Consider the following 21,624-nt stretch of genomic DNA (forward strand, 5'->3'; position numbering starts at 1 on the left):
GGATTACAAATATATCGTAAACATTCTTAGTTTCGCAATTTTTTTATTAACATCTATCGACTGTATTTCTTTTTTCGGAGAAAGGTAAATACTAATCCGAAAACCAATAAAATAAGGATTGGAAGCCCGATAGTTATGAATTGCGTTGTCGTATAATTTTCGTAAACTTTTTCTTTATCCAATAAAGGCAGTTCAACATCTTTGCTTCTAATGTTAATAAGTCCTGTATCATCAAGAAGATAATTGACACAATTCATCATAAAATCTTTATTGTCATAAAGGTTTCCGGTTCTTTGGTCATAGCCCAATTCTACAGGCATCATGTTTTTATCCAGTTGATTTCTGGCAATATCTCCATCAGCAACAACGATCATTTTGGTTGGTTTTCCTTTTGCCTGAAATGAACTTTCTTTAAAAGGTAAAACTCGATTCTCAAATGCCGAATGGAAACTTCCTTCTAGTAAAACAGAAAGATTTATATTTCCTTTATTAGCATAATCTGCCGGTGTAGTTTTCTCTGTTACAATATTCAGATTAATTTCTGATGGTGTTCCAATTGTTTTAGAATATTGTGATGATTGTAATAAAACGGTCTTTTTAATTCCGTTTTTCAAAGTATCAATCGGACTGGCAAAATCAAATTTAATTCCACCTAAATTCTTTACAATCGGGTGCTGGCTTGATGGCTGAACCAACGGTGCAAATTTCCAGATAAAATCCTGATATTGTGTTGCGCTTCCTTGTTCTCCAGTTGCCAGTTTTATTGGGCTTCCGTTTTCGTCTTTAACCAAATCAGGATTAATTCTGAATCCGTATTTGAAGAACATATCGTTTAAATTCAAATCTCTCGGATAAGCCAAAGTAGCACCAGCCTGATTGTATAAACTGTCCATATCTGCCGCAACCTGATCAACCAGCCATAAAGTTTTACCGCCGTTCATGATAAATTGATCCAGAACTTGTTTTTCTTCGTCTGAGAATTTTTCAGTTGGTTTTGAGATTATCGCTAAATCATATTTTTCCAAGGCATTTAAAGTTCCGTTTGGATTTTTGGCAACAGAATCTAAAGTAAAAGGTCCGATATAATAACTTTCCTTAATTTGTCTTAGTAATTTACCAATATGAATTTCAGACAATTCGCCATTTCCTTTTATAATCGCAACTTTCTTTTGTCTGTCTTTGGTAATTTTATTGATTGCATCGGCAATTGAATATTCTAAATGCTGAATCGATCCAATTACTTTTTGCGTAGTCGAAGCTCCCATAATGTTTTTCAACAAAGGAATATTAACTTCTTTATTATTGTAAACTGCAACAGCCCAAGGAAAAACCATTTCCTGAGATTGTTTGCCTTTATCGTCAACGGTTATGTTTATTGGCGTAAGTCCTTTTTGATAAAGAGATTTTACAACTTCCATATTGTCTTCTCCGTCTTCCATTGGGTTAACGAATTCAAAAACAATATTGCTGTTGTAAGCCTGAAATTCTTCCAGTAATTGTTTAGTTTCCAGTTGTAAACGTCTGAAATCTGCAGGAAGTTCACCTTGCATATAAATCTTAATCGACAGCGGATTTTTAACCTGTTTTACAATTTGTAAAGAAGTTGGTGATAAAGTATATCGTTTGTCTTTCGTTAAATCAAAACGATGAAAAAATAAGCTTCCGAGAACATTTAAAACAATTAAAATAAAAATTGTAATGCCTAATGTCTTTAAATTTAATTTATTAGATGCTTTCATTACGCTTTAAAAGATTTTAATTGATAAACGGTAAAAGATAAAAACAAAACGCTGATGCTTAAAAAGTAAATCACATCGCGTGTATCAATAACGCCTCGGCTCATACTTTTAAAATGATCCTGCATTCCAAATGCCGAAATAATATTCGATTGTCCTGGAACTAATGAAGCTAAACCTTCAAACCCAAAATAAAATAAAAAGCATAAAAACACGGCAATAATAAATGCAACAATTTGATTTTCTGATAGAGTAGAAGTGAAAATGCCAATTGCAGAATAAGAAGCAATTAAAAACAACAATCCGAAATAAGAACCAATTGTGCTTCCCATATCAATATTTCCTTCTGGCAGACCTAAACTCGAAATTACTTTTACATAAATAAAAGTTGGAATAATCGCTAAAATGATTAGAAAGAATGAACCTAAAAATTTCCCGTTTACAATTTCCCAAATCGATAATGGTTTGGTTAAAAGCAATTCAAGAGTTCCTTGTTTTTTTTCATCAGAGAAACTTCTCATGGTAACAGCCGGAATCAGGAAAATTAAAATCCACGGTGTTAAAGTGAAAAACGGAGTTAAATCGGCATAACCGGTATCTAATATATTGTAGTCTGATTTAAATACCCATAAAAACAGTCCGTTGCTGATTAAGAAAATCGCAATGACCAAATAGCCAATAGGAGAGCCAAAAAAGGATTTTATTTCTCGTAAAATGATTGATTTCATTTGTGTTTTTTGTTTTTATTGTTTCAGGTTTCATGTTTCAGGTTTCAAGTTGCTTTACTTTGCGAACTTTATGCTTTACTAAAACCTTTTAAATATAATCTTTGCGTTCTTTGCGGTAAAATTTTAGGCTGTTCAATTAACTTGAAACCTGAAACTTTTAAACTAAAGAAACCAATTTATCAACGCTCCACGCTTCTGGTTTTGCATTGAATAGTTTTTTTGTAAAATCCCAAACTGTATTAAATAATTCAGATTGTCTGTAATTTTCTAAATCTTGTTCGGTTTCCCAATAACTATAGGTAAAGAAAATACATTTGTCATTTTTATCCTGATACAATTCTAAAAAACGATTTCCGTCTGCATTTCGTATTTTATCTTTTACCGATTCAAAATTCTCCAGAAAATCACGAATTTTTTCTTCGTGAAAACTCATTTTTACTATTCTTACGAACATGTATTCAATTTTAGATTTTAGATTGTTGATTTTAGATTTGTTCGAAACCTAAAAGTCTTACGGGTGCGCAAAAATACCAAAATTGATTGTTGTTTTTATAAAAATTATAATTGTTGTGTAAAAATAAGTTCTATGTGGCTAGCTAGACTTTATAACTGCTTTTAATTTAAATTTTTCCTGATTTCTTTCATTCATTGCAGTAATGATTTCACCATTAAAAAACTTCTGTAAAAAGTCCCAACTGCTGGCATTAACACCACCGTTTCCATTTTTGTCAAGATTAATAAGGATGTCAAGATTGCCAATGAATTCGAGATTATCACGAAATTTCATAAAATCTTTTCTCCATATAATAAGTGCATATGTCCCTAACAGACATGGCTTTATTTCAGGATGATATTCCCACATATTGATGAGATCTTGATCTGAATAGTTATAAAGATTGGTTTTGGTCATATTTCCTACTCCAAAAAAATCTAGATTCTTAACTGTTTCTATAGTCGGTTTTTGGATATCATTATAATCTAAAAGAGAAAAAGTGTAACTATGAGGACTTACAGTTTTATTGGTACTTGTACAGAGAATAATGTTGTATTTATTATCTGTATTTGTAAATGTCAAAAGATTTCCTCGATCTATATCTTTAATTTTTTCCATCTGAAGGCCTTTCTTTAATATGGAATTAATAATTTAAATTTTCTATGAAAATTTGATAGTAATCACATCACGATAATTTAATCCCAACAAACTATTCGCAGAACCCACTTTAGAAGGATTACTTCTAAAAATAGCAATTTCAAGAAAACCAGCTTCATTAAAAATGGCCAGTTTTTCACCTTCGTACGTTTTAATAGGATATTTGTCTGAAGTTGCAATAGCAGAATAATTAGGCAGAATGGTTTTAATACTTTTTGGCTTCATCACAATTTCATACGGACGACCTTTAGCTACCTCTAAAAATTGTTGTTTTGAAATATTAGTAACAACGTTTCCAAAATGATCAATATAAATAACGTAACCTTTTAATGAATTTCCATCGGCTGCAATTACAGCTTGTAATTCAGTTACTTCTTTAACAGCAGGAATTTCTTTGCCAATAACATTCAGTAAACCGCCTTTTGCAATATGGCAGGCAACCTGAATAAAAATATCCAAATCACTGAATTCAATTGGGAAACGATCATGAATATTGATTTCGACAATTTTTTGCGGCACAATCTTCTGCGTAAGCATGCTTAAAATTCCGTTATCGGCACAAATAAAGAAATGATCGTTCCATTGCATAGCGATATGCTGGTTCTCTTTATTGCGTTCAATATCGACTCCAATTAAGTGTACGGTACCTTTTGGAAAACTCAAATAAGAGGCTCCAATAATGTAACTTGCTTCGGCAGTGTTAAATGGATCAATGTCATGCGAAATATCAATAATTTTTGCCTCTGGAAGTTCAGAAATGATTTTACCCTTCAGCGAACCCACAAAGTGATCTTTTAAGCCGTAATCAGTAGTGAGGGTAATTATTGACATCATTTTGTTTATAACTATTGATAGTATTTAAATCTAATTTTCATTAAATTTGAGAAATGCAAATCTAATAATACTAAATGCAAATTGAAAGTAGAAAAAACAAATTGCACTTAAAGATATGAACATACCCGACAACAATAGATTTTCAAAACAAATTTATTTTTAATTTAAATTTATCTCATTTGAACGAAAGAATTATCGAGCTTATAGACATCGCTCCAAAAGACTTTTGGGGCGCGCAGGATTCTCATCTTGAAATAATTAAAAAGTACTACCCAAAGCTTAAAATCGTAGCGCGAGGGACAACTTTGAAAGCCTTTGGCGAAAAAGATGTTTTAGATGAATTCGAAAAGAGATTTCAGAGGCTTATGCTTCATTTTACCAGATACAACAACATTGATGATAATGTAATTGAACGTGTAATAATGAGTGATGGTCAGGATGAAAAAAAAGCATACGATCATGATAAAATATTAGTTCACGGAGTTGGCGGTAAGATAATTAAAGCCATGACACCCAACCAGCAGCTGTTGGTCGATACCATTAAAAAAAATGATATGGTATTTGCAATTGGACCAGCTGGAACCGGAAAAACTTACACGGGTGTTGCAATGGCTGTTAAAGCGCTTAAAGACAAAGAAGTAAAAAGGATCATATTAACGCGTCCGGCGGTAGAAGCAGGAGAAAATCTTGGTTTTTTACCCGGCGATATGAAAGAAAAACTAGATCCTTACATGCAGCCTCTTTATGATGCTTTGAGAGATATGTTACCAAACGAAAAACTCGAAGATTACATTTTGAAAGGAATTATTCAGATTGCGCCTTTGGCATTTATGCGCGGGCGAACACTTGATAACGCCTTTGTAATTCTGGATGAAGCGCAGAATACAACGCACTCACAAATGAAGATGTTTTTGACCCGTATGGGAAAAAACGCCAAGTTTATGATTACGGGAGATCCTGGTCAGGTCGATTTACCACGCAGAACTATTTCGGGTCTTAAAGAAGCTATTTTGGTTCTTAAAGATATAGACGGCATCGGAATTATTTATCTTGATGATAAAGATATCGTACGCCACAGATTAGTAAAAAAGGTAATCGACGCTTATAAGCAAATAGAAAACCACGACTAAGTTTTATTTTTAGTGAAATGTTAAATGTAAATCGTAAAATGTGTTTTAACATTTATTAATATTCGTTTTATTCATTTTCTTTTTAGGGATGAGTAAAACGAATATTTTTTTTAAGTAATATAAATAAATGACAGCTAGAATTTTCAGTTTTATAATATTAGTTTTTTTTATTTCGTGCAAAAAGAAAGAAGCAGAAGGAAATAAATTCTTTGAAGAAATTGCTATGCAGAGAAAAGAGATGCTATTAGAAAATATTGGAAAAAAATATTATGAGAATAATTGTGTAAGCTGTCACGCAGGAAAGGATGCAAAGGATAATTTTCTGGCAAGTGCTGTTAGAGACAAAAAATATGGTAACAGATTTTTTATTGATTATATAACAAAACAAGATAGTTTATTAAAACATGGAAATAAAAACGCTTTAGCAATTAAAGAATGGTCTAACAACAATAGTTATTCTCATAGTTTTAAGTTTAATGATAGTGAAGTTAAGGCAATTCTATATTATTTAAATAAGTAAAAATTAAATGAAAATTCAAGTATTAAGTTTCGTATCATTTCTTTGTTTTATTTCTTGCAAAAAATCAGAAACTCCGCCCAATAAATTTGTTGGTGTTTGGTATGATACAGAATATATAATTCCAAGTAAAACGATCTTGAAAATTAACAAAGACAGTTCTTTTGATTATCAAAGTGCAGGTTGTCAATGGCGCGTAATTTCTAAAGGGAAATGGAAAATGGTTGGAGATTCAATAGAACTAAATAATACAAAAAGCGATACTTGTTATAAAATGTCTCCGTTTGTTAATTGTATACCATTTGAAACTAGCAAAAAGAAAGATATACTAACGATACCAAATTGTAATCCTAAAGGAGATACATATTTTTTAATTTTTGCTAAAGAAAGATTTTATATTAAAAATGATTCCTTAGTTTATAAATTAAAGCCAAGTTCGAATTGTCCCGATACTTTGAAAATTATTTTTGCTAAAACTCAAAAGATTAGAAAATGAAACAACTAGATGATTTCTACTTAAACCAAGAAGAACCCATAAAAGGAACATTTCTGGCATTAAAAGATATTATCTTAAAACAAGACAAAGACATTACACATGTTTTAAAATACGGAATGCCATTTTTCTGCTATAAAGGAAAAATGTTCGGTTATTTATGGATTCACAAAAAGCTGAAACAACCTTATATTGGAATTGTGGAAGGAAAACATTTTGAAGAGTCTTTTTTGATTCAGGAAAAACGTTCGAGAATGAAAATTATGATGTTTAATTCTGAGGAAGATTTGCCTTTAGAACAAATAGAATTGGTTATTCAGAAAGCGATAAACTTATACAAATCTGGAATTATTAAAGTTTAATTGTTTAAAATGCAGTATTTAACGGAATAGTTAAATAAATAATAAACTTGCCCCATTTTTGGCTTTCAAGGCTTGTAATCTTTGCTCAGCTGAGCGTAAAGCCGTAAATTTGCACATCATAAATATTTGATATTGATATGACAAAACTTAAAAATATAAAAGTTGTAGTAAGTGATTTAGACGGAACTTTACTCAACACTCAACACAAAATTTCAGATTATACCAAATCCATTTTTCAGGAACTTCACAATCAAGGTTATCTTTTAGTTGTTGCAACGGGCCGCCATCATCTTGATGCAATCGCTATTGTTGAAACGCTTGAAGTTCCCGTTTATTTAGTGAGTTCAAACGGAGCGAGAATTCATTCGCCAAACAAAGAAGAACTTTTTGCATTTAACTTAGATAGTGATGTTGTAAAAGCAGCTTTAAATGTTGAAATCGATCCCGAAATCACAGTAGTTTTGTTTAAAGAAAATGTTTGGCAGACCAACAGAATAAGCGAAAAACTAAATGCTTATCAGTCAGAATTAAATTATCGTCCGGAATTAGTAGATTATAAAACACTGGAAGATTTTGGAGCCATCAAAATATTCTTTTCATGCGATAACCATGAAAAATTAGTAAAACTAAAAGATGACGTTTTAGCCAATTCTTCAGAACATTTACACCATGCTTTCAGTTTACCAACTTGTTTGGAATTTATGGATAAATCAATAGATAAAGCCGTTGCGATTGAACAAGTTTTAGAAAAAGAAGGTTTCACTTTAGCCGAAGCAGTTTCATTTGGGGACGGTTTTAATGATGTTCAAATGTTATCAGCATCTGGAAAAGGTTTAATCATGGGAAACGCACCCGCATTATTAAAAGAAACTTTGCCTGACTTAGAAGTTATTAAAACAAATGCCGAAGATGGCGTAGCAAAATATATCGCTTCAAAAATATTAGATAAAGAACTAGTCTAGAGTTTTTTTGCCACGAATTACACGAATTTCCACAAATTTTTAGCAGCAAAATTAGTTCGATTGTTTCAACAAACAATTCGTGAAAATTTGTGTAATTCGTGGCAAAACAAATACAAATTAGTACAAATTTTTAGCTGGTTAATCAGCTCAATTACTTCAACAAACAATTCGTAAAAATTCGTGTAATTCGTGGCAAACCAAACCCAATTAATAACATTTCTTATTTATCTTTTTCTTTGATGATGTAACTCTGTGAAATAATTTTAAATTTGCATTCATAAAAAACAACACAACAAGATAATGAGCAATACAATTACAACCACAAATTTTAATTTCCCGAATCAGAAATCAGTTTACCGCGGTAAAGTTAGAGAAGTTTACAACATCAATGACGATCTTTTAGTAATGGTAGCAACTGACAGACTTTCGGCATTTGACGTGGTTTTACCAAAAGGAATTCCGTACAAAGGACAAATTTTGAACCAGATTGCGACAAAATTCATGGAATTAACACAGGATATTGTTCCGAATTGGTTAATTGCAACTCCAGATCCAAATGTTGCTGTTGGACATTTATGTGAGCCTTTTAAAGTAGAAATGGTTATTCGCGGTTATCTTTCAGGACACGCTGCACGTGAATATGCAGCAGGAAGAAAACAAATCTGTGGTGTAACTATGGCAGATGGTTTAAAAGAAAATGATAAATTCCCGGAACCAATTATTACGCCAACTACAAAAGCAGATAATGGTTCTCATGATGAAGATATTTCTCGTGAAGATATTTTAGCAAAAGGAATTGTTTCAGAAGAAGATTATTTAGTTTTAGAAAAATATACTCGTGCCTTATTTCAAAGAGGAACTGAAATTGCTGCTTCTCGCGGATTAATTTTAGTTGATACCAAATATGAATTCGGAAAAACAAAAGACGGCGTTATTGTTTTAATTGATGAAATCCACACTCCGGATTCTTCTCGTTATTTTTATGCTGAAGGATATGCAGAAAGACAAGAAAAAGGAGAGGAGCAAAAACAATTATCTAAAGAGTTTGTTCGCCGCTGGTTAATTGAAAATGGTTTTCAAGGACAAGAAGGACAGCAGATTCCAGATATGACAGACGCTTACATCGAATCTGTTTCTGAAAGATATATCGAGTTGTACGAGAACATTTTAGGAGAAAAATTCGTAAAAGCAGATATTGATAATATTGACCAACGTATTGATAAAAACGTATTACAATACTTAGCTTCTAAATAGTAATTTTCGGGTTTAAACTAACTATTTAAACCATGAACTTTATTTCAAATAAAACAAATGCCTTGTTATCTGTATTAATGATAACAGGGCATTTTCTTTTTGCGCAGATTGATAAAAATGCAACAAAAGAAACCAGGATTTTATATCATAATTTAAAAGCCATTTCAAAAGAACATATTCTGTTTGGTCATCAACACGCCTTAGAATATGGCCACGGATGGAGTAATGACCCCAATAAATCGGATGTTAAATTAGTTACGGGTTCACATCCTGCGGTTATTGGAATTGATTTCAGCGGTTTTTCAGGGCATTCAAAAGAAGAAATTGAAAAGACAAAAGCGGTTTTAAGAAAGAATGTTATTGATACTTACGAACGCGGCGGAATCACAACTGTTTCCTGGCATTTTAATAATCCGGTTTCCAAAGACGGATTTTACTGGAAAGATTCAGTTTCTGTAGCAGCAATGTCATTAATCAAAAAAGGAGGCTCACATCACGAAGAATACAAGGAAATTTTAAAAACGATTGCCGATTTTGCTCATTCTGTAAAAGCAAAAGACGGAAAATTGGTTCCAATGATTTTCAGGCCTTTTCATGAATTTGACGGTGATTGGTTTTGGTGGGGAAAAAAATATACTTCCCGTGAAGATTTTATAGAAGTCTGGCAGTTTACTGTTTCGTATTTAAGAGATACTTTAAAAGTCCATAATTTTATTTACGCTTTTTCTCCAGACACCAGATTTAATTCTGAATCAGAGTATTTAGAACGTTATCCCGGAGATGATTATGTAGATTTATTTGGAATGGACGATTATGGCGATTTTGGACGTGATGGAAAATATGATTTAGATGCTGGTATTAAAAGACTTAAAATAATATCTGATATTGCTATCAAAAAGAATAAACTGGCGGCTTTTACAGAAACAGGTTTAGAATCAATCCCAAACGCCACATGGTGGACAGAAACGCTGTTGAAATCTCTGCAAAAAGAAAAAATTGCACTCTGTTATGTTTTAGTTTGGCGAAATGATGCCAAAAGTCCAACACATTATTATGCTCCATTTCCGGGGCAGATAAGTGAACAGGACTTTATTAAATTTTATAATGATCCCTACACTTTATTTGAAAACGATTTGAAGAACATTTATAAGAGGAAATTTTAAATAATTCCCTCTTTTTTTGATTAATGACTAAAAACTATTTCGTTGTATTTTAGGATTTTTCTTATTTTATATACCTGCAATGAAAGTTTTTTATTTTAGTGAGAAATCCACAAAATCTTGCTTAAAAATTTTGTTTTAATGAAAAATTTCTGCCTTTTTTATGCATAATAATATTGTATAGTTAAAAAGGTAGAGTATTGCTTTTAATTTTTCTTAAAAAATCTACTATCTAAATTGAAAAAATATTTGAATTCGTGTAACATTTCTACATTTGCAGCGTCTTTTATATAGAATTTCAATTTTAGAAAGACAATATTTCGAATTCATTAATAAAACGTTAAGAATTAGTTAAAACAAAGTACTTGGTAATACAAGTTACTAAAATTAGATTACATTTGTCAAGAATTTAAATCAATTCATTATCAATCAATTTAACAAACCCAATCATTATGAAAAATTCAGTTATTTATTTAGGATTAGCTTTAGTAACATTTGTAAATGTAGCAACAGCTTCAAATAACACATCAGTTGTTAAAAATCAAGTTGCAGTATCAGCTGTATACGACGACGGAACACCTCTAGTAGTTGCTGTAAGCAAAGGAGATATCGAAACAGTAAAAAAATTCATTGAATACGGTGTTAATGTAAACGAAAGAGCTGATGATATGTCTCCATTAATGACTGCAGCTCGTTACAATAAAGTTGAAATCATTAAAGTTTTATTAGCAGCTGGTGCTCGTCCATCAGACAAAAATGAAAAAGGATATACTGCATTAAAATATGCACAATTATCAAATGCAACAGAAGCTATTGCACTTTTAAAAGACGCAAAATAATAATAGTTTAAAAAGTTTGAGTTAGTACACAAACGGCCTTCTTTGAGCAGAAGGCCGTTTTTTTATGCATTATTGTTTCGTTACATAATTTATATAAGCAAAAAAGCATCATTAATTTTAATGATACTTTTTCTTTCTAAACCAAATTAATCTAACCAAAAATTAATTTTATTGCAAATGCTGCTATTCTATAGGAGCATGTTTTTTCTTGTTGAAAATCCAGAATAAAATAGGGAATACTAATAACGTCAGGATTGTTGCTGTTACCAGACCTCCAATAATAACAATTGCAAGAGGTTTTTGCGACTCAGAACCAATTCCGGTTGAAATTGCTGCAGGCATTAAACCTATCGAAGCCATAAGCGCAGTCATAACTACCGCTCTCGTTCTGGCTTTTACTCCCATAAAAATGGATTCTTCAAGTGAGAATTTTGCCTTGAGATTATGATGAAATTCCGATATTAGGATTACACCATTCTGAATACAAATTCCCAGTAAAGCAATAAATCCAACTCCTGCCGAAATTCCGAAATTCATTCCAGTTAAGTGTAAAGCTATAATTCCTCCAATTACGGCAAACGGAACATTGGCTAAAACTAACAGCGAATCTTTGAAATTTCCAAACAAAATAAATAACAACACAAATATTCCAATTAAACTGATTGGCACAACCTGAGCCAGACGCGCACTGGCGCGAACCTGATTTTCAAATTCTCCAGTCCAGCCTGTTGTATATCCCGGCGGCATTTTTACTTCTGCCACTTTAGATTGTGCTTCGGCAATGGTACTTCCTAAATCTCGGTCACGAACTGAGAATTTTACACCAATAAAACGCTTTGTATTATCTCTGTAAATAAAAGCCGGACCAGTTATCGTTTTAATATCACAGATTTCTTTCAACGGAATTTTTGCACCGCTGATTGTTGGAACTTTTAATTCGGCCAAATCTTCTTCATCTTTACGGTATTCTTTAGAAAAACGAACACGAACATCAAATTTCTTTTCATCTTCATATTTCTGAGTTGCAGTTTTTCCACCAAAAGCCAATTCTAAAACCGCCTGTGCATCGCTTAAGGTTACGCCATAAGCAGCCATTTTTTCTCGATCAAGAATTACGCTGATTTCAGGCTGACCAACATTTCTAAGAATTCCGACATCTTTAATACCAGGAATATTTTTGATTTTTTCTAAAACCTGATTCGATAATTCATCTAATTTATCTAAATCATCGCCATAAATCTTAACCGCATTTGAAGCTTTAAAACCAGCTACAGATTCGGCAACGTTATCAATTACAGGCTGAGAATAATTATAAGTAATTCCCTGATGAACTTTTAGTTTATCATCCATTTCATTAATTAAACCATCCATTGTGATTTTTCGTGTCCATTCTGATTTTGGCTTCAAATCAACCTGTAGTTGAATAAATCCAAATCCGTTTGGATCCGTTCCGTCATTACTTCGTCCAGTTTGCGAAAGCACATTTTTTACTTCAGGAAAACTTTCCAGATCTTTTCGAATCATTGCCGCGGTTTTCACACTTTCAGGCAATGAAGTACTCATTGGTAATTCAGCGGTTACCCATAAAGCTCCTTCATTTAACTGAGGTAAAAATTCTGTTCCTAAAAACGTAGCAGAGAAAAAAGTTGCAGCAATCACACTTAATGAAATAACTAAAGTTTTTACTTTATGTTTAAATGTCCAGGCAAAACCTTTTGCAACATTCCTGTCCCAAAAGTTTACAAATGGATTATTTTTTTCTTTTACGTTTTTATTCAATAAAATATGAGATAAAACAGGAACCAAAGTCAAGGTAAAAAGTAATGCTCCCATTAAGGCAAATCCTAATGTGTAGGCTAGAGGAGAGAACATTTTTCCTTCTACTTTTTGGAATGAGAAAATTGGCAGTAAAGCTGTAATAATAATCAATTTAGAGAAAAAGATGGCTTTACCCATTTCTGTTCCCGTTTTCTTAATAATGCTTCCTTTTACAATTTTATTATAAGCTGTCATTCCTAATTGATGCGCTCGATGATCGAGTACAACAAATAATCCTTCGACCATTACAACCGCACCATCAATGATAATTCCGAAATCGACAGCACCTAAACTCAGCAAGTTGGCGCTCATTCCCATCATTTTTAAACATAAAAAGGCAAATAATAATGAAAGCGGAATTACGATCGATACTGTAAAAGTAGTTCTCCAGTCGGCCATGAAAAGAAACACAACGCATGTAACCAGAATAATACCTTCAAATAAATTGTGCATTACCGTTTCGGTAGTGAAATTCATTAAATTATCACGATCATAAAAAGTTTCAATTTTAATATCCTTCGGAAGAACATTATCATTCAAATCCTTTATTTTATCTTTAATCAAGGCTAAAGTTTCTTGCGCATTTTCTCCTTTACGCATTACAACAATCCCTTCAACGGCATCATCATTTTTACCAATTCCGGTTTGACCAACTCTTGGCATTGAACTTTCATAAACAGAAGCTACATTTTTTACTAAAATTGGATTTCCGTGAGCATCATCTACAATAATGTTTTCAATATCTGATATTGATTTTAAAAGCCCAACACCACGAACTACAAAAGCCTGTCCGTTTTTTTCAATAATATCACCACCAACATTTAAGTTTCCTGAATTTACAGCATTATAAACCTGAAGCGGCGTAATATTGTATTTAGCCAATTTTACAGGATCAACACCAACTTCATAAGTTTTTGTTTGTCCTCCAAAAACGTTCAAATCAGCAACTCCGGGAACTGCACGTAATTGTTTGTCAATAACCCAATTTTGGTAAGTTAACAACTCACGACTGTCGCGGCTGTCACTTTTTACAATATATCTGAAAATTTCACCAGTTGGCCCGTAAGGCGGCTGAACGTCTGGTTCAACATCATCTGGAAGCGTCACATTTTTAAGTAAATTGTTTACCTGAAAACGTGCAAAAGTATCATCGACACCATCATCAAAAATAATTTTGATAACAGATAAACCAAACATCGTAATACTTCTAACGCTTGTTTTTTTCTGAACCGAGTTCATCGAGATTTCGATAGGAGTAGTAACAAAACGTTCTACTTCTTCGGCACTTTTACCATTCCATTGTGTAATGATGATAATTTGAGTATTTGTTACATCAGGAAAAGCATCAATTGGCATATTTTTGAAGGAAATGAATCCGGCAACAGCCAATATTCCAACCCAAAAAAAGGTAAATGCTTTATTCTTAAGTGAAAAAGCAATTATATTTCGTATGAATTTGTTCATGTCTTAATCGTTTAAAGCGCGATAAATAAATAATTGATTATTGGTAATGACTTTTTCATTTTCCTTTAAACCGCTTGAAATGTAAGTTGTATCGCCAACAACTCGGTAAACTTCAACTTGTCTTGTTTCGATATTATGGCGATCTTTAAATATCATGACGAAATTTTTACTTTTATCAAAAACAATTGCATTACTTGGAATCGCAATCATTGATTCATTTTCGTTATATGATAATTTGATATTCGCGTTCATATCAGGTTTTAATAAAAAACCAGGGTTTTGAAGTTTAATACGGGCCTGCATTGCTTTGGTTTCAGGATCAATTACATTGAAAATTTTATCCACTTTCCCTTTAAAAACTTTATCAGGATAACTTAAGGTTGTTACGCTTGCATCAATACCCAGCTTAATTTTATTAATGTCAATTTCATTAATATTGGCCATCGCCCAAACTTCACTGATTTCAGCAATGTCAAAAATATTTTCAGAACGATCAGAACGTAAAAGCATATCCTGATTGATACTTTTTTGAATAATAAATCCGCTGATAGGTGCTGTTACTTCATAAATAGAACCCGCTTTAATATTATAGATTTTATAGGTTTCCTGAATTTTACTCAATTGAGACTGCGCTTTATTTACTTCAGCTTTTGCCTGTAATACATCACTTTCAGAATTTAATTTTCCGTCAAATAATTCCGTTGCAACTTTCAGGTTATTTTTTGCAACCAGTAAATCACTTTTAGCATCGATAGACTGCTTTTCAAAATCAGCAATGTCAGTACTTTTTATCGTTGCTAGAACTTGTCCTTTTTTTACATAATCTCCAAGTTCCACATTTACTTTAATCACGTTTCCGCCCACAAGCGGGTAAACATCAATTAATTTATTATTGTCGGCTGTAATTTTTCCGTAAAAACTTAATTCATTTTTTACAGTTTGTTTTTCTGCAGTTGCAGTGCTTGTAGTTTTTAGCATACTATCGCTCAAGGCGAAAGAAGTATTCGTTTGAGGATTTTCTACTTCCTTTTTACAGCTCGTAAGCGATAAGCTTACAATTGCAATTCCTATAATTAGTGTATGTTTCATTATTATTTAATTTTAAAATAAATCCTTGTTAATGGTAGTATTCAATTCTTCGCCTGATAGAGCCAGTTTTTTCTTCAATTCATTTAACTGAATATTAGCCTGATTATAACTTTCCATAAAATCAGTAAATTCTAATAAGCTGATATTTCGTTTTTGAAAATTGGTTAAGATTCCATTATAAACAGCTTCAAAATCGGAGTTTACCGTTGGTTTAATAACCGCATAGTTTTTACGGGATTCATCCCATTTATTCCATGCCGATGTAATTTCAGTTTCCAGTTGAAGTCCAAAATTTTGTTTTTCTACTTTAGATTGTTCCAGGACAACCTGAGCATTTTTAATATTTCCTTTGTTTTTGTTCCAAAGTGGCAGCGGAATTCCAACAGAAACATTTGCTTCTCTATTAAAAGCACCGCTTCGCTGATCATAATTTGCACCCAAAGTAATATCAGGAATCGAAAGTGATTTTTGCCATTTTACATTCAGTTCATTGGCTTCAATCTCTTTTTGTTTGGCTAAATAATCAGGACGATTGGCAATAGCATCATCTTCAAAAGACTTTAAATCAAATGGAATAATTTTTAGATATTTATTAAAATCATCTTTAGAAACATCGGGAATTATCGTTTCAGTTGAATTCAACAACAATTTTAAATTTGCCTGTTCTTCTATACTGCTATTCACAACTTCCATTCTTTCATTTTTAAAATTCAGATACAGAGATTGTAAACGCACAACATCTCGCAAAGGAATATTTCCTTTTTGGGCCTGAATAGAGTAGGAGTTAATTAAGTCTTCAATATGAACAAGCTGTTTGTCTGTTATTTCAAGACTTTTTGTATTGTAATAAACCGTATAAAAACTTTGGCGTAACTGCAGTTTTAATGTTCGAAGTAAATCATTAAACTGAAGTTCAGCTAATTGTTCATTAGTCTGTGCCAGTTTAACTTCATTGCGTTTTTTACCTCCTAAATAAATTAACTGCTCAATACCAAATACCTTTTGTCCTTCTTTACCAATGTCAAAATATTTGTTTCTTTCGGGGTTGTAAGCATTTAATTCTGCAGTAATTGTTGGATTGTCCCATATTCGGGACTGAATGGTCATGGCTTTTGCAGCATCGATATTATAATGAGATGCAAGCAAAAAAAGATTATTTTTAAGAAACTGACTCTCACAATCTTGAAGTGTGATTGTTTTTTGAGCCATAACTACCTGATTAAGGAGTACAAGTAGTAATAATGCATATAGTTTTCTCATTGTATCTATTTTATTTTGTACAAATATGCTATCGCCAGACTTTAAGAGTGCTTAAAATCTACCTTAAAATTAGCTTAAAATAAAATATTAATGAAAGAATAATTGGAATAAATTTTCTTTACTGTTTGGTATACTGTAAGTTATAAAAGATTTGTGCAGCGTTAAAATACGGTTTACAATACGTAAACCAAGACCAAAACCAGATGTTCCTTTAGAATTTTTTCCGCGCATAAAAGGCTGAAAAAGATTTTTTTGTTCGGCTTCGCTTAAAGTTTTTCCAGTATTTAGGACAGAAATAACCAAATGATTTTCCTGGGTGCTTATTTTTACCAAAGCCTGTTTATTATCTGAATAAACGCAGGCATTTTTTAAAACATTAATTAAAGCAATCTCCAAAAGGTTTTTATTGCCCTTAACTTCTAATGCAGTATCTAAATTGTCACTTTCTTCAATTTCGAATAAAATAATAAATTCAGGAAAACTTTTCTTTAAATTTTCAATTGCTGAGAATAGAATTTCATCCATTCTATGAACTTCATTGTCCTCATTATTTTTATTGTTATCAATTTTAGATAATATCAATAAAGAACTAATCAATTCCGTTAAGTGATTTACATCTGATAAAATAGTAGTTAAGAAAGTTTTTCCTTTTGCAGATGTTGCAGGATCAGCAACTGTATTTTCTATTTGTGCCGTAATTCTCGAAAGCGGCGTTCTAAGTTCGTGCGAAGCGTGAGCCGTAAATTCTTTTTGTTTTTGATAAGAAACCTCAATGCGGTCCATCATGAAATTAAATTCATTGGCAATCAAATCAATTTCATCCTTGTTGCTCTTTGAAGCAATACGAGTATCAAGATTATTCTCGTTGATGTTTTTTATTTTCTGATGGAATAAACTTAAAGGATTCATGGCCTTTTTAACCATAAACGAAGTTAAAACCCAGCAGATACAAGTAAATAGAATATAAGATATAATGAGAGTATATCTTAAAAAAAGCAGTTTTCTCTTTCCGTAATCATCTGTAGCCGAAATTAAAGCATAAAAATCCTGATCTTTGGTATCGTAAAAAACACCATAAACTTCATAATCTCCCTGCTGTTTAAAGAAAGTTTTATGTTTTTTAAGATATTTTAAATCCTCAACAGACCAGTTTATTTTAGCATCATCAATACTACTGTAGATAAGTTTAAAATGAGAATCGAAGACCAAAGTCTTTTCATCATACAATTTATTGATCGAATTTTGATCAATCATTTTCAAAAGCTGGTCATCGACCTCTTTTACATTAACCAAAAGTTTGATATTAGAAAGTGCTTTAATTTCCAAACGATCCCGAAATTCTTCTTTTCTAAAATTAGAATACAAAACAAAAATCACCGTAGAAGCCAACCCAAAAAGGATCGTAAATAGTAAACTTACTAAAAGTGATATTCTGTTTTTTAAAGTCATTCTTCGCTGCTTAAATAATACCCGTAACCAATTTTGGTTCGGATAAGTTTTATCTCGTGATCTTTATCGATTTTTTTCCGAAGGAAATTAATATAAACTTCAATCGTATTTTGATTCGTTTCAATATGATAATCCCAAAGTTTATCAGCAATAAATTGTTTAGACAAAACTTTTCCTTTCGCTTGAGCCAAAATTAAAATCAATTTAAACTCTTTTGGGGTAAGTTTAATTTCTTCGCCAGAACGAAAAACCTTCATTTCTTCTTCCAGAATTTCTAAATTTTCAATAATGATTTTCTTTTCTGTTTGCTGCGGAATTTCTTTTCGTCTTAATAAAGATAAAATTCGGGCGTACAATTCATCAAAATGAAAAGGCTTAACCAAATAATCATCGGCACCATTATCAAAAGAAGCCAGTTTATCTTCAATTTCGCTAAAAGCCGTCAGCATTATAATAGGAGTCTTTTTATCAACCTCTCTAATTCCTTTGCAAACATCAATACCGTTTGTACCGGGAACATTAATATCGAGAATGATTAAATCATATTCGTAAGGAAAATATTTTTTTAATAATAAAGAACCATCATAATAAGGTATACACTCGAATTCTTTAGTAGTAAAGAATGCGGAGATTTCTTTTGATAAAGTAAAATCATCTTCGAGTAGTAAAATTTTCATGCTTTGTTTGTTAATAAATTCGGCTGTCTAAAACTAACAGCCGAATTTATGTTTTTAAAAATATTATTGGAAATAAGAGAAACTCTGATTGTTTTCTATTTTCAACAGCGATTCATAAATTAACTGAATCACATTTTCTACATCTTCTCTGTGAACCATTTCTACTGTTGTATGCATATAACGCAACGGAAGAGAAATTAATGCCGATGCTACACCGCCATTACTATAAGCAAAAGCATCAGTATCAGTTCCCGTTGCTCTCGAAGTTGCATGACGCTGAAACGGAATTTTATTTTCTTCGGCAGTATCTACAATTAAATCACGAAGCTTATTTTGAATCGCAGGAGAATAAGCAATAACAGGACCTTTTCCCATTTTTAAATCGCCTTCAACCTTTTTATCAATCATTGGAGTAGTAGTATCGTGGCAAACATCAGTCACAATTGCAACGTTTGGCTTAATCGTATGCGCAATCATTTCGGCGCCACGAAGACCAATTTCTTCCTGAACCGAGTTTACAATATATAAACCAAAAGGAAGTGTCTTTTTATTTTCATGTAATAAACGAGCCACTTCAGCAATCATAAAACCACCCATTCTGTTATCAATTGCGCGGCAAACAAATTTGTTTTCGTTCAAAATCATGAATTCATCAGGATAAGTAATCACACAGCCCACATGAACGCCCATTGCTTCAACCTGCTCTTTAGTTTCGCAGCCCAAATCAATAAAAATATTACTCAATTTCGGATTTTCTTCTTTATCACGCAAACGAGTATGAATCGCCGGCCATCCAAAAACACCTTTAACAATTCCTTTTTTAGTATGAATATTGACCCTTTTCGAAGGAGCAATCTGGTGATCTGAACCACCATTTCTTATTACATATAGTAAACCATCATCCGTAATATAATTTACATACCATGAAATTTCATCAGCGTGCCCTTCAATTACAACTTTAAAAGGAGCATCCGGATTAATAACTCCCACAGCCGTACCATATGTATCAGTAATAAAAGTATCAACATAAGGTTTCAAATAATTCATCCACAATTTTTGCCCTTCACTCTCGTATCCAGTCGGCGAAGCGTTATTTAGATAGCTTTCCAGGAAAGCAACAGAAGTATCAGTTAAGTTAGATTTCGTACTCATAAAAATATTTTTGCGCTAATTTATAAATTTGGTATTAGAGTTGTATATAAATATATAATTTTACATTTAAATTAAGACTCCATGAGATTTACCAGTATTTTGTTTTTACTATTGATTGCATTTTCAAGTCAAGCCCAGGTTACTCCAAAAGAAAATCAGGAAATGGGCTATATATTAACCGAACAAGATTCTATTCTGAATGATACCATTCAGCTGCCCGAGATCATTATCTCAAAAGGAGAGAGAATGAGTGCCGAAGAAATGAAGCAGTTTCAGATTTTGCAAAACAGAGTTTACAAAGTCTATCCTTATGCAAGATTAGCAGCAGATAGATTAACGGCACTAAACAACGGAATGGCGCGATTGAAAACCAATCGTGAAAAAAAGAAATATTTTAAGATCGTAGAAGACTACCTTAATAATGAATTCGAAGACAGACTTAAAAAGCTTTCCAGAAAACAAGGACAGATTCTTGTGAAACTTGTGCATCGTCAAACCGGAAAAACAACTTATGAGTTAATCAAAAACTTAAAAAGCGGTTTTAAAGCCTTCGTTTCAAATACAACAGCCAATTTATTCGACATAAGTTTAAAAACCGAATACAAACCCTACGAAGTAAACGAAGACTATTTAATAGAAACAATCCTAGTTCGCGGCTTCGAATCAGGACGTCTATTAAATCAAACTCCAGCCAATCCTGTAAATTATAATAACCTCATGGAACATTGGGAAACAAAAGCCAAAGAGCTCAACAAAAAATAACATACATATATAAGTATACGTATATATAAGAGTGTAGATTTCATTCTCATAACCCGACAGATTTAAAAACCTGTCGGGTTTGTTTTTTATACATATATATAAGTATAGAATAAATTGAATCCCAATTTTCCGTAGAGACGCACCGCAGTGCGTCTACGTCACGTATAAAATGCAGTGCATCGATACAGGAAATCTAATTCACGAACATTATGTCCGGCTGAGCGAAGTCGATGCCTTTTAAGTTTGAAGATTAATAAGGAGCTTAATCCCGCTATCCGTTTCAATCTTTTATTTTGAACCCCAAAATAAAAGGATTTCCACTTCTATCGGGGCTAGTGCATGAGTTTTCAGAAGAAAATTTGCGAAGGAAAAGACATTTCCAGAAGAAAAAACAAAGAAAAAATAGAAACTTAGCGCCTCAGCACCTCTTCGAGATTAAAAAAAGCAGAGAAAAAACCAGACTTCGCGCCTTAGCACCTTCGCGGCAGAACCAGGCAAAGCAGAGCAAAACGGCTAAAAACCGCAATAAGGCCAAAACCACGAAAAAAACTTTGCCTTGTAAAAAACGCATAACCAGCAACTTATAAAAAAGATTAAAAATAGTTTGCAAAAAGGCTTGCGTAACTGGAATTGTTGTGTACTTTTGCACCCGCAACAACGAAAGACGTTCACTGAAACACTGGCAGGAAAAGAAAATCAAAACTGAAAATTTTTTCAGAAAAAAGATTGAGAAAAGCTTGTGAGATTTGAAAATGCTTTTTACATTTGCACCCCGCAAAACACGGAAG

The 21,624-nt window shown here is 32.3% G+C and carries 21 protein-coding genes; 9 read left to right on the forward strand and 12 right to left on the reverse strand.

Annotation, left to right across the window (positions count from 1 at the left end; genetic code table 11):
• Window positions 1-53: 53 nt before the first annotated feature.
• From gldG to BUE10_RS19660, 5 genes are all read right to left on the reverse strand, one after another.
• Window positions 54-1,739, reverse strand: coding sequence for a gliding motility-associated ABC transporter substrate-binding protein GldG (gldG, locus tag BUE10_RS19640; protein WP_073487905.1), 1,686 nt, complete (start codon window positions 1,737-1,739; stop codon window positions 54-56).
• Window positions 1,739-2,464 carry a gliding motility-associated ABC transporter permease subunit GldF gene (gene gldF, locus BUE10_RS19645; protein ID WP_073487908.1) on the reverse strand — a complete coding sequence of 242 codons (726 nt, stop codon included), beginning with the start codon at window positions 2,462-2,464 and terminating at the stop codon, window positions 1,739-1,741. Before gldF ends, gldG begins: the two co-directional genes overlap by 1 nt.
• Window positions 2,465-2,621: 157 nt before the next feature.
• Window positions 2,622-2,918, reverse strand: coding sequence for a putative quinol monooxygenase (locus BUE10_RS19650; RefSeq protein WP_073487911.1), 297 nt, complete (start codon window positions 2,916-2,918; stop codon window positions 2,622-2,624).
• 138 nt (window positions 2,919-3,056) lie between these two features.
• Window positions 3,057-3,575 (reverse strand): hypothetical protein, encoded by a 519-nt coding sequence (locus BUE10_RS19655; protein WP_073487914.1) that lies wholly within the window; start codon window positions 3,573-3,575, stop codon window positions 3,057-3,059.
• A gap of 42 nt (window positions 3,576-3,617) precedes the next feature.
• Window positions 3,618-4,445, reverse strand: coding sequence for an SAM hydrolase/SAM-dependent halogenase family protein (locus BUE10_RS19660; protein ID WP_073487917.1), 828 nt, complete (start codon window positions 4,443-4,445; stop codon window positions 3,618-3,620).
• 182 nt (window positions 4,446-4,627) lie between these two features.
• Here BUE10_RS19660 and BUE10_RS19665 point away from each other — a divergent pair, with 182 nt between their 5' ends.
• The 8 genes from BUE10_RS19665 to BUE10_RS19700 all read left to right on the forward strand — a co-directional run bounded on the left by BUE10_RS19665 (window position 4,628) and on the right by BUE10_RS19700 (window position 11,165).
• Window positions 4,628-5,578, forward strand: coding sequence for a PhoH family protein (locus BUE10_RS19665; RefSeq protein ID WP_073487920.1), 951 nt, complete (start codon window positions 4,628-4,630; stop codon window positions 5,576-5,578).
• A 127-nt stretch (window positions 5,579-5,705) separates the two neighbouring features.
• The gene (locus BUE10_RS19670) at window positions 5,706-6,098 is read left to right on the forward strand and encodes a c-type cytochrome (protein ID WP_073487923.1); all 393 of its coding nucleotides are present in this window, start codon (window positions 5,706-5,708) and stop codon (window positions 6,096-6,098) included.
• Window positions 6,099-6,105: 7 nt separating this feature from the next.
• On the forward strand, window positions 6,106-6,591 hold the full coding sequence (locus BUE10_RS19675; protein WP_073487926.1) for a hypothetical protein: 486 nt from the start codon (window positions 6,106-6,108) through the stop codon (window positions 6,589-6,591).
• Window positions 6,588-6,950, forward strand: coding sequence for a DUF1801 domain-containing protein (locus BUE10_RS19680; RefSeq protein ID WP_073487928.1), 363 nt, complete (start codon window positions 6,588-6,590; stop codon window positions 6,948-6,950). Before BUE10_RS19675 ends, BUE10_RS19680 begins: the two co-directional genes overlap by 4 nt.
• Window positions 6,951-7,087: 137 nt before the next feature.
• Entirely contained in the window at window positions 7,088-7,912 is an 825-nt protein-coding gene (locus tag BUE10_RS19685) for a Cof-type HAD-IIB family hydrolase (protein ID WP_073487931.1), read from the forward strand.
• Window positions 7,913-8,212: 300 nt separating this feature from the next.
• A complete protein-coding gene (locus tag BUE10_RS19690) occupies window positions 8,213-9,166 on the forward strand; it encodes a phosphoribosylaminoimidazolesuccinocarboxamide synthase (RefSeq protein ID WP_073487934.1) in 954 nt (317 codons plus the stop codon).
• A 32-nt stretch (window positions 9,167-9,198) separates the two neighbouring features.
• Complete coding sequence (locus BUE10_RS19695; protein ID WP_073487937.1) at window positions 9,199-10,329, forward strand: glycoside hydrolase family 26 protein; 1,131 nt, start codon at window positions 9,199-9,201, stop codon at window positions 10,327-10,329.
• 449 nt (window positions 10,330-10,778) lie between these two features.
• Window positions 10,779-11,165: an ankyrin repeat domain-containing protein gene (locus tag BUE10_RS19700; RefSeq protein ID WP_073487940.1), complete on the forward strand. Its 387-nt coding sequence runs from the start codon at window positions 10,779-10,781 to the stop codon at window positions 11,163-11,165.
• A gap of 183 nt (window positions 11,166-11,348) precedes the next feature.
• Here BUE10_RS19700 and BUE10_RS19705 read toward each other — a convergent pair whose 3' ends face one another.
• From BUE10_RS19705 to BUE10_RS19730, 6 genes are all read right to left on the reverse strand, one after another.
• Window positions 11,349-14,447 carry an efflux RND transporter permease subunit gene (locus tag BUE10_RS19705; protein ID WP_073487943.1) on the reverse strand — a complete coding sequence of 1,033 codons (3,099 nt, stop codon included), beginning with the start codon at window positions 14,445-14,447 and terminating at the stop codon, window positions 11,349-11,351.
• Between the two features lie 3 nt (window positions 14,448-14,450).
• Window positions 14,451-15,536, reverse strand: coding sequence for an efflux RND transporter periplasmic adaptor subunit (locus BUE10_RS19710; protein WP_073487946.1), 1,086 nt, complete (start codon window positions 15,534-15,536; stop codon window positions 14,451-14,453).
• A 12-nt stretch (window positions 15,537-15,548) separates the two neighbouring features.
• Entirely contained in the window at window positions 15,549-16,796 is a 1,248-nt protein-coding gene (locus BUE10_RS19715) for a TolC family protein (RefSeq protein ID WP_083598192.1), read from the reverse strand.
• 87 nt (window positions 16,797-16,883) lie between these two features.
• Window positions 16,884-18,245: a HAMP domain-containing sensor histidine kinase gene (locus BUE10_RS19720; RefSeq protein ID WP_073487949.1), complete on the reverse strand. Its 1,362-nt coding sequence runs from the start codon at window positions 18,243-18,245 to the stop codon at window positions 16,884-16,886.
• Window positions 18,242-18,922, reverse strand: a complete 681-nt coding sequence (locus tag BUE10_RS19725) for a response regulator transcription factor (protein WP_073487952.1) — start codon at window positions 18,920-18,922, stop codon at window positions 18,242-18,244. Before BUE10_RS19725 ends, BUE10_RS19720 begins: the two co-directional genes overlap by 4 nt.
• Window positions 18,923-18,985: 63 nt before the next feature.
• Window positions 18,986-20,074, reverse strand: coding sequence for a M42 family metallopeptidase (locus tag BUE10_RS19730; RefSeq protein WP_073487955.1), 1,089 nt, complete (start codon window positions 20,072-20,074; stop codon window positions 18,986-18,988).
• Window positions 20,075-20,155: 81 nt separating this feature from the next.
• Between BUE10_RS19730 and BUE10_RS19735 the strand changes: the two genes are divergently transcribed.
• Entirely contained in the window at window positions 20,156-20,836 is a 681-nt protein-coding gene (locus tag BUE10_RS19735; RefSeq protein ID WP_073487957.1) for a DUF4294 domain-containing protein, read from the forward strand.
• Window positions 20,837-21,254: 418 nt separating this feature from the next.
• Here BUE10_RS19735 and BUE10_RS24290 read toward each other — a convergent pair.
• Window positions 21,255-21,624 (reverse strand): hypothetical protein (locus BUE10_RS24290; protein ID WP_234984775.1); only part of this gene is annotated, 370 nt, incomplete at its 5' end.

Origin of the sequence: Flavobacterium sp. CF108 (assembly GCF_900129795.1) — a bacterium.
GTDB lineage: Bacteria > Bacteroidota > Bacteroidia > Flavobacteriales > Flavobacteriaceae > Flavobacterium.

Coding starts and splice junctions, on each gene's coding strand:
- gldG (WP_073487905.1), bottom strand. CDS start 1,739: ATGAAAGCATCTAATAAATTAAATTTAAAGACATTAGGCATTACAATT.
- gldF (WP_073487908.1), bottom strand. CDS start 2,464: ATGAAATCAATCATTTTACGAGAAATAAAATCCTTTTTTGGCTCTCCT.
- BUE10_RS19650 (WP_073487911.1), bottom strand. CDS start 2,918: ATGTTCGTAAGAATAGTAAAAATGAGTTTTCACGAAGAAAAAATTCGT.
- BUE10_RS19655 (WP_073487914.1), bottom strand. CDS start 3,575: ATGGAAAAAATTAAAGATATAGATCGAGGAAATCTTTTGACATTTACA.
- BUE10_RS19660 (WP_073487917.1), bottom strand. CDS start 4,445: ATGTCAATAATTACCCTCACTACTGATTACGGCTTAAAAGATCACTTT.
- BUE10_RS19670 (WP_073487923.1), top strand. CDS start 5,706: ATGACAGCTAGAATTTTCAGTTTTATAATATTAGTTTTTTTTATTTCG.
- BUE10_RS19675 (WP_073487926.1), top strand. CDS start 6,106: ATGAAAATTCAAGTATTAAGTTTCGTATCATTTCTTTGTTTTATTTCT.
- BUE10_RS19680 (WP_073487928.1), top strand. CDS start 6,588: ATGAAACAACTAGATGATTTCTACTTAAACCAAGAAGAACCCATAAAA.
- BUE10_RS19685 (WP_073487931.1), top strand. CDS start 7,088: ATGACAAAACTTAAAAATATAAAAGTTGTAGTAAGTGATTTAGACGGA.
- BUE10_RS19690 (WP_073487934.1), top strand. CDS start 8,213: ATGAGCAATACAATTACAACCACAAATTTTAATTTCCCGAATCAGAAA.
- BUE10_RS19695 (WP_073487937.1), top strand. CDS start 9,199: ATGAACTTTATTTCAAATAAAACAAATGCCTTGTTATCTGTATTAATG.
- BUE10_RS19700 (WP_073487940.1), top strand. CDS start 10,779: ATGAAAAATTCAGTTATTTATTTAGGATTAGCTTTAGTAACATTTGTA.
- BUE10_RS19705 (WP_073487943.1), bottom strand. CDS start 14,447: ATGAACAAATTCATACGAAATATAATTGCTTTTTCACTTAAGAATAAA.
- BUE10_RS19710 (WP_073487946.1), bottom strand. CDS start 15,536: ATGAAACATACACTAATTATAGGAATTGCAATTGTAAGCTTATCGCTT.
- BUE10_RS19715 (WP_083598192.1), bottom strand. CDS start 16,796: ATGAGAAAACTATATGCATTATTACTACTTGTACTCCTTAATCAGGTA.
- BUE10_RS19720 (WP_073487949.1), bottom strand. CDS start 18,245: ATGACTTTAAAAAACAGAATATCACTTTTAGTAAGTTTACTATTTACG.
- BUE10_RS19725 (WP_073487952.1), bottom strand. CDS start 18,922: ATGAAAATTTTACTACTCGAAGATGATTTTACTTTATCAAAAGAAATC.
- BUE10_RS19730 (WP_073487955.1), bottom strand. CDS start 20,074: ATGAGTACGAAATCTAACTTAACTGATACTTCTGTTGCTTTCCTGGAA.
- BUE10_RS19735 (WP_073487957.1), top strand. CDS start 20,156: ATGAGATTTACCAGTATTTTGTTTTTACTATTGATTGCATTTTCAAGT.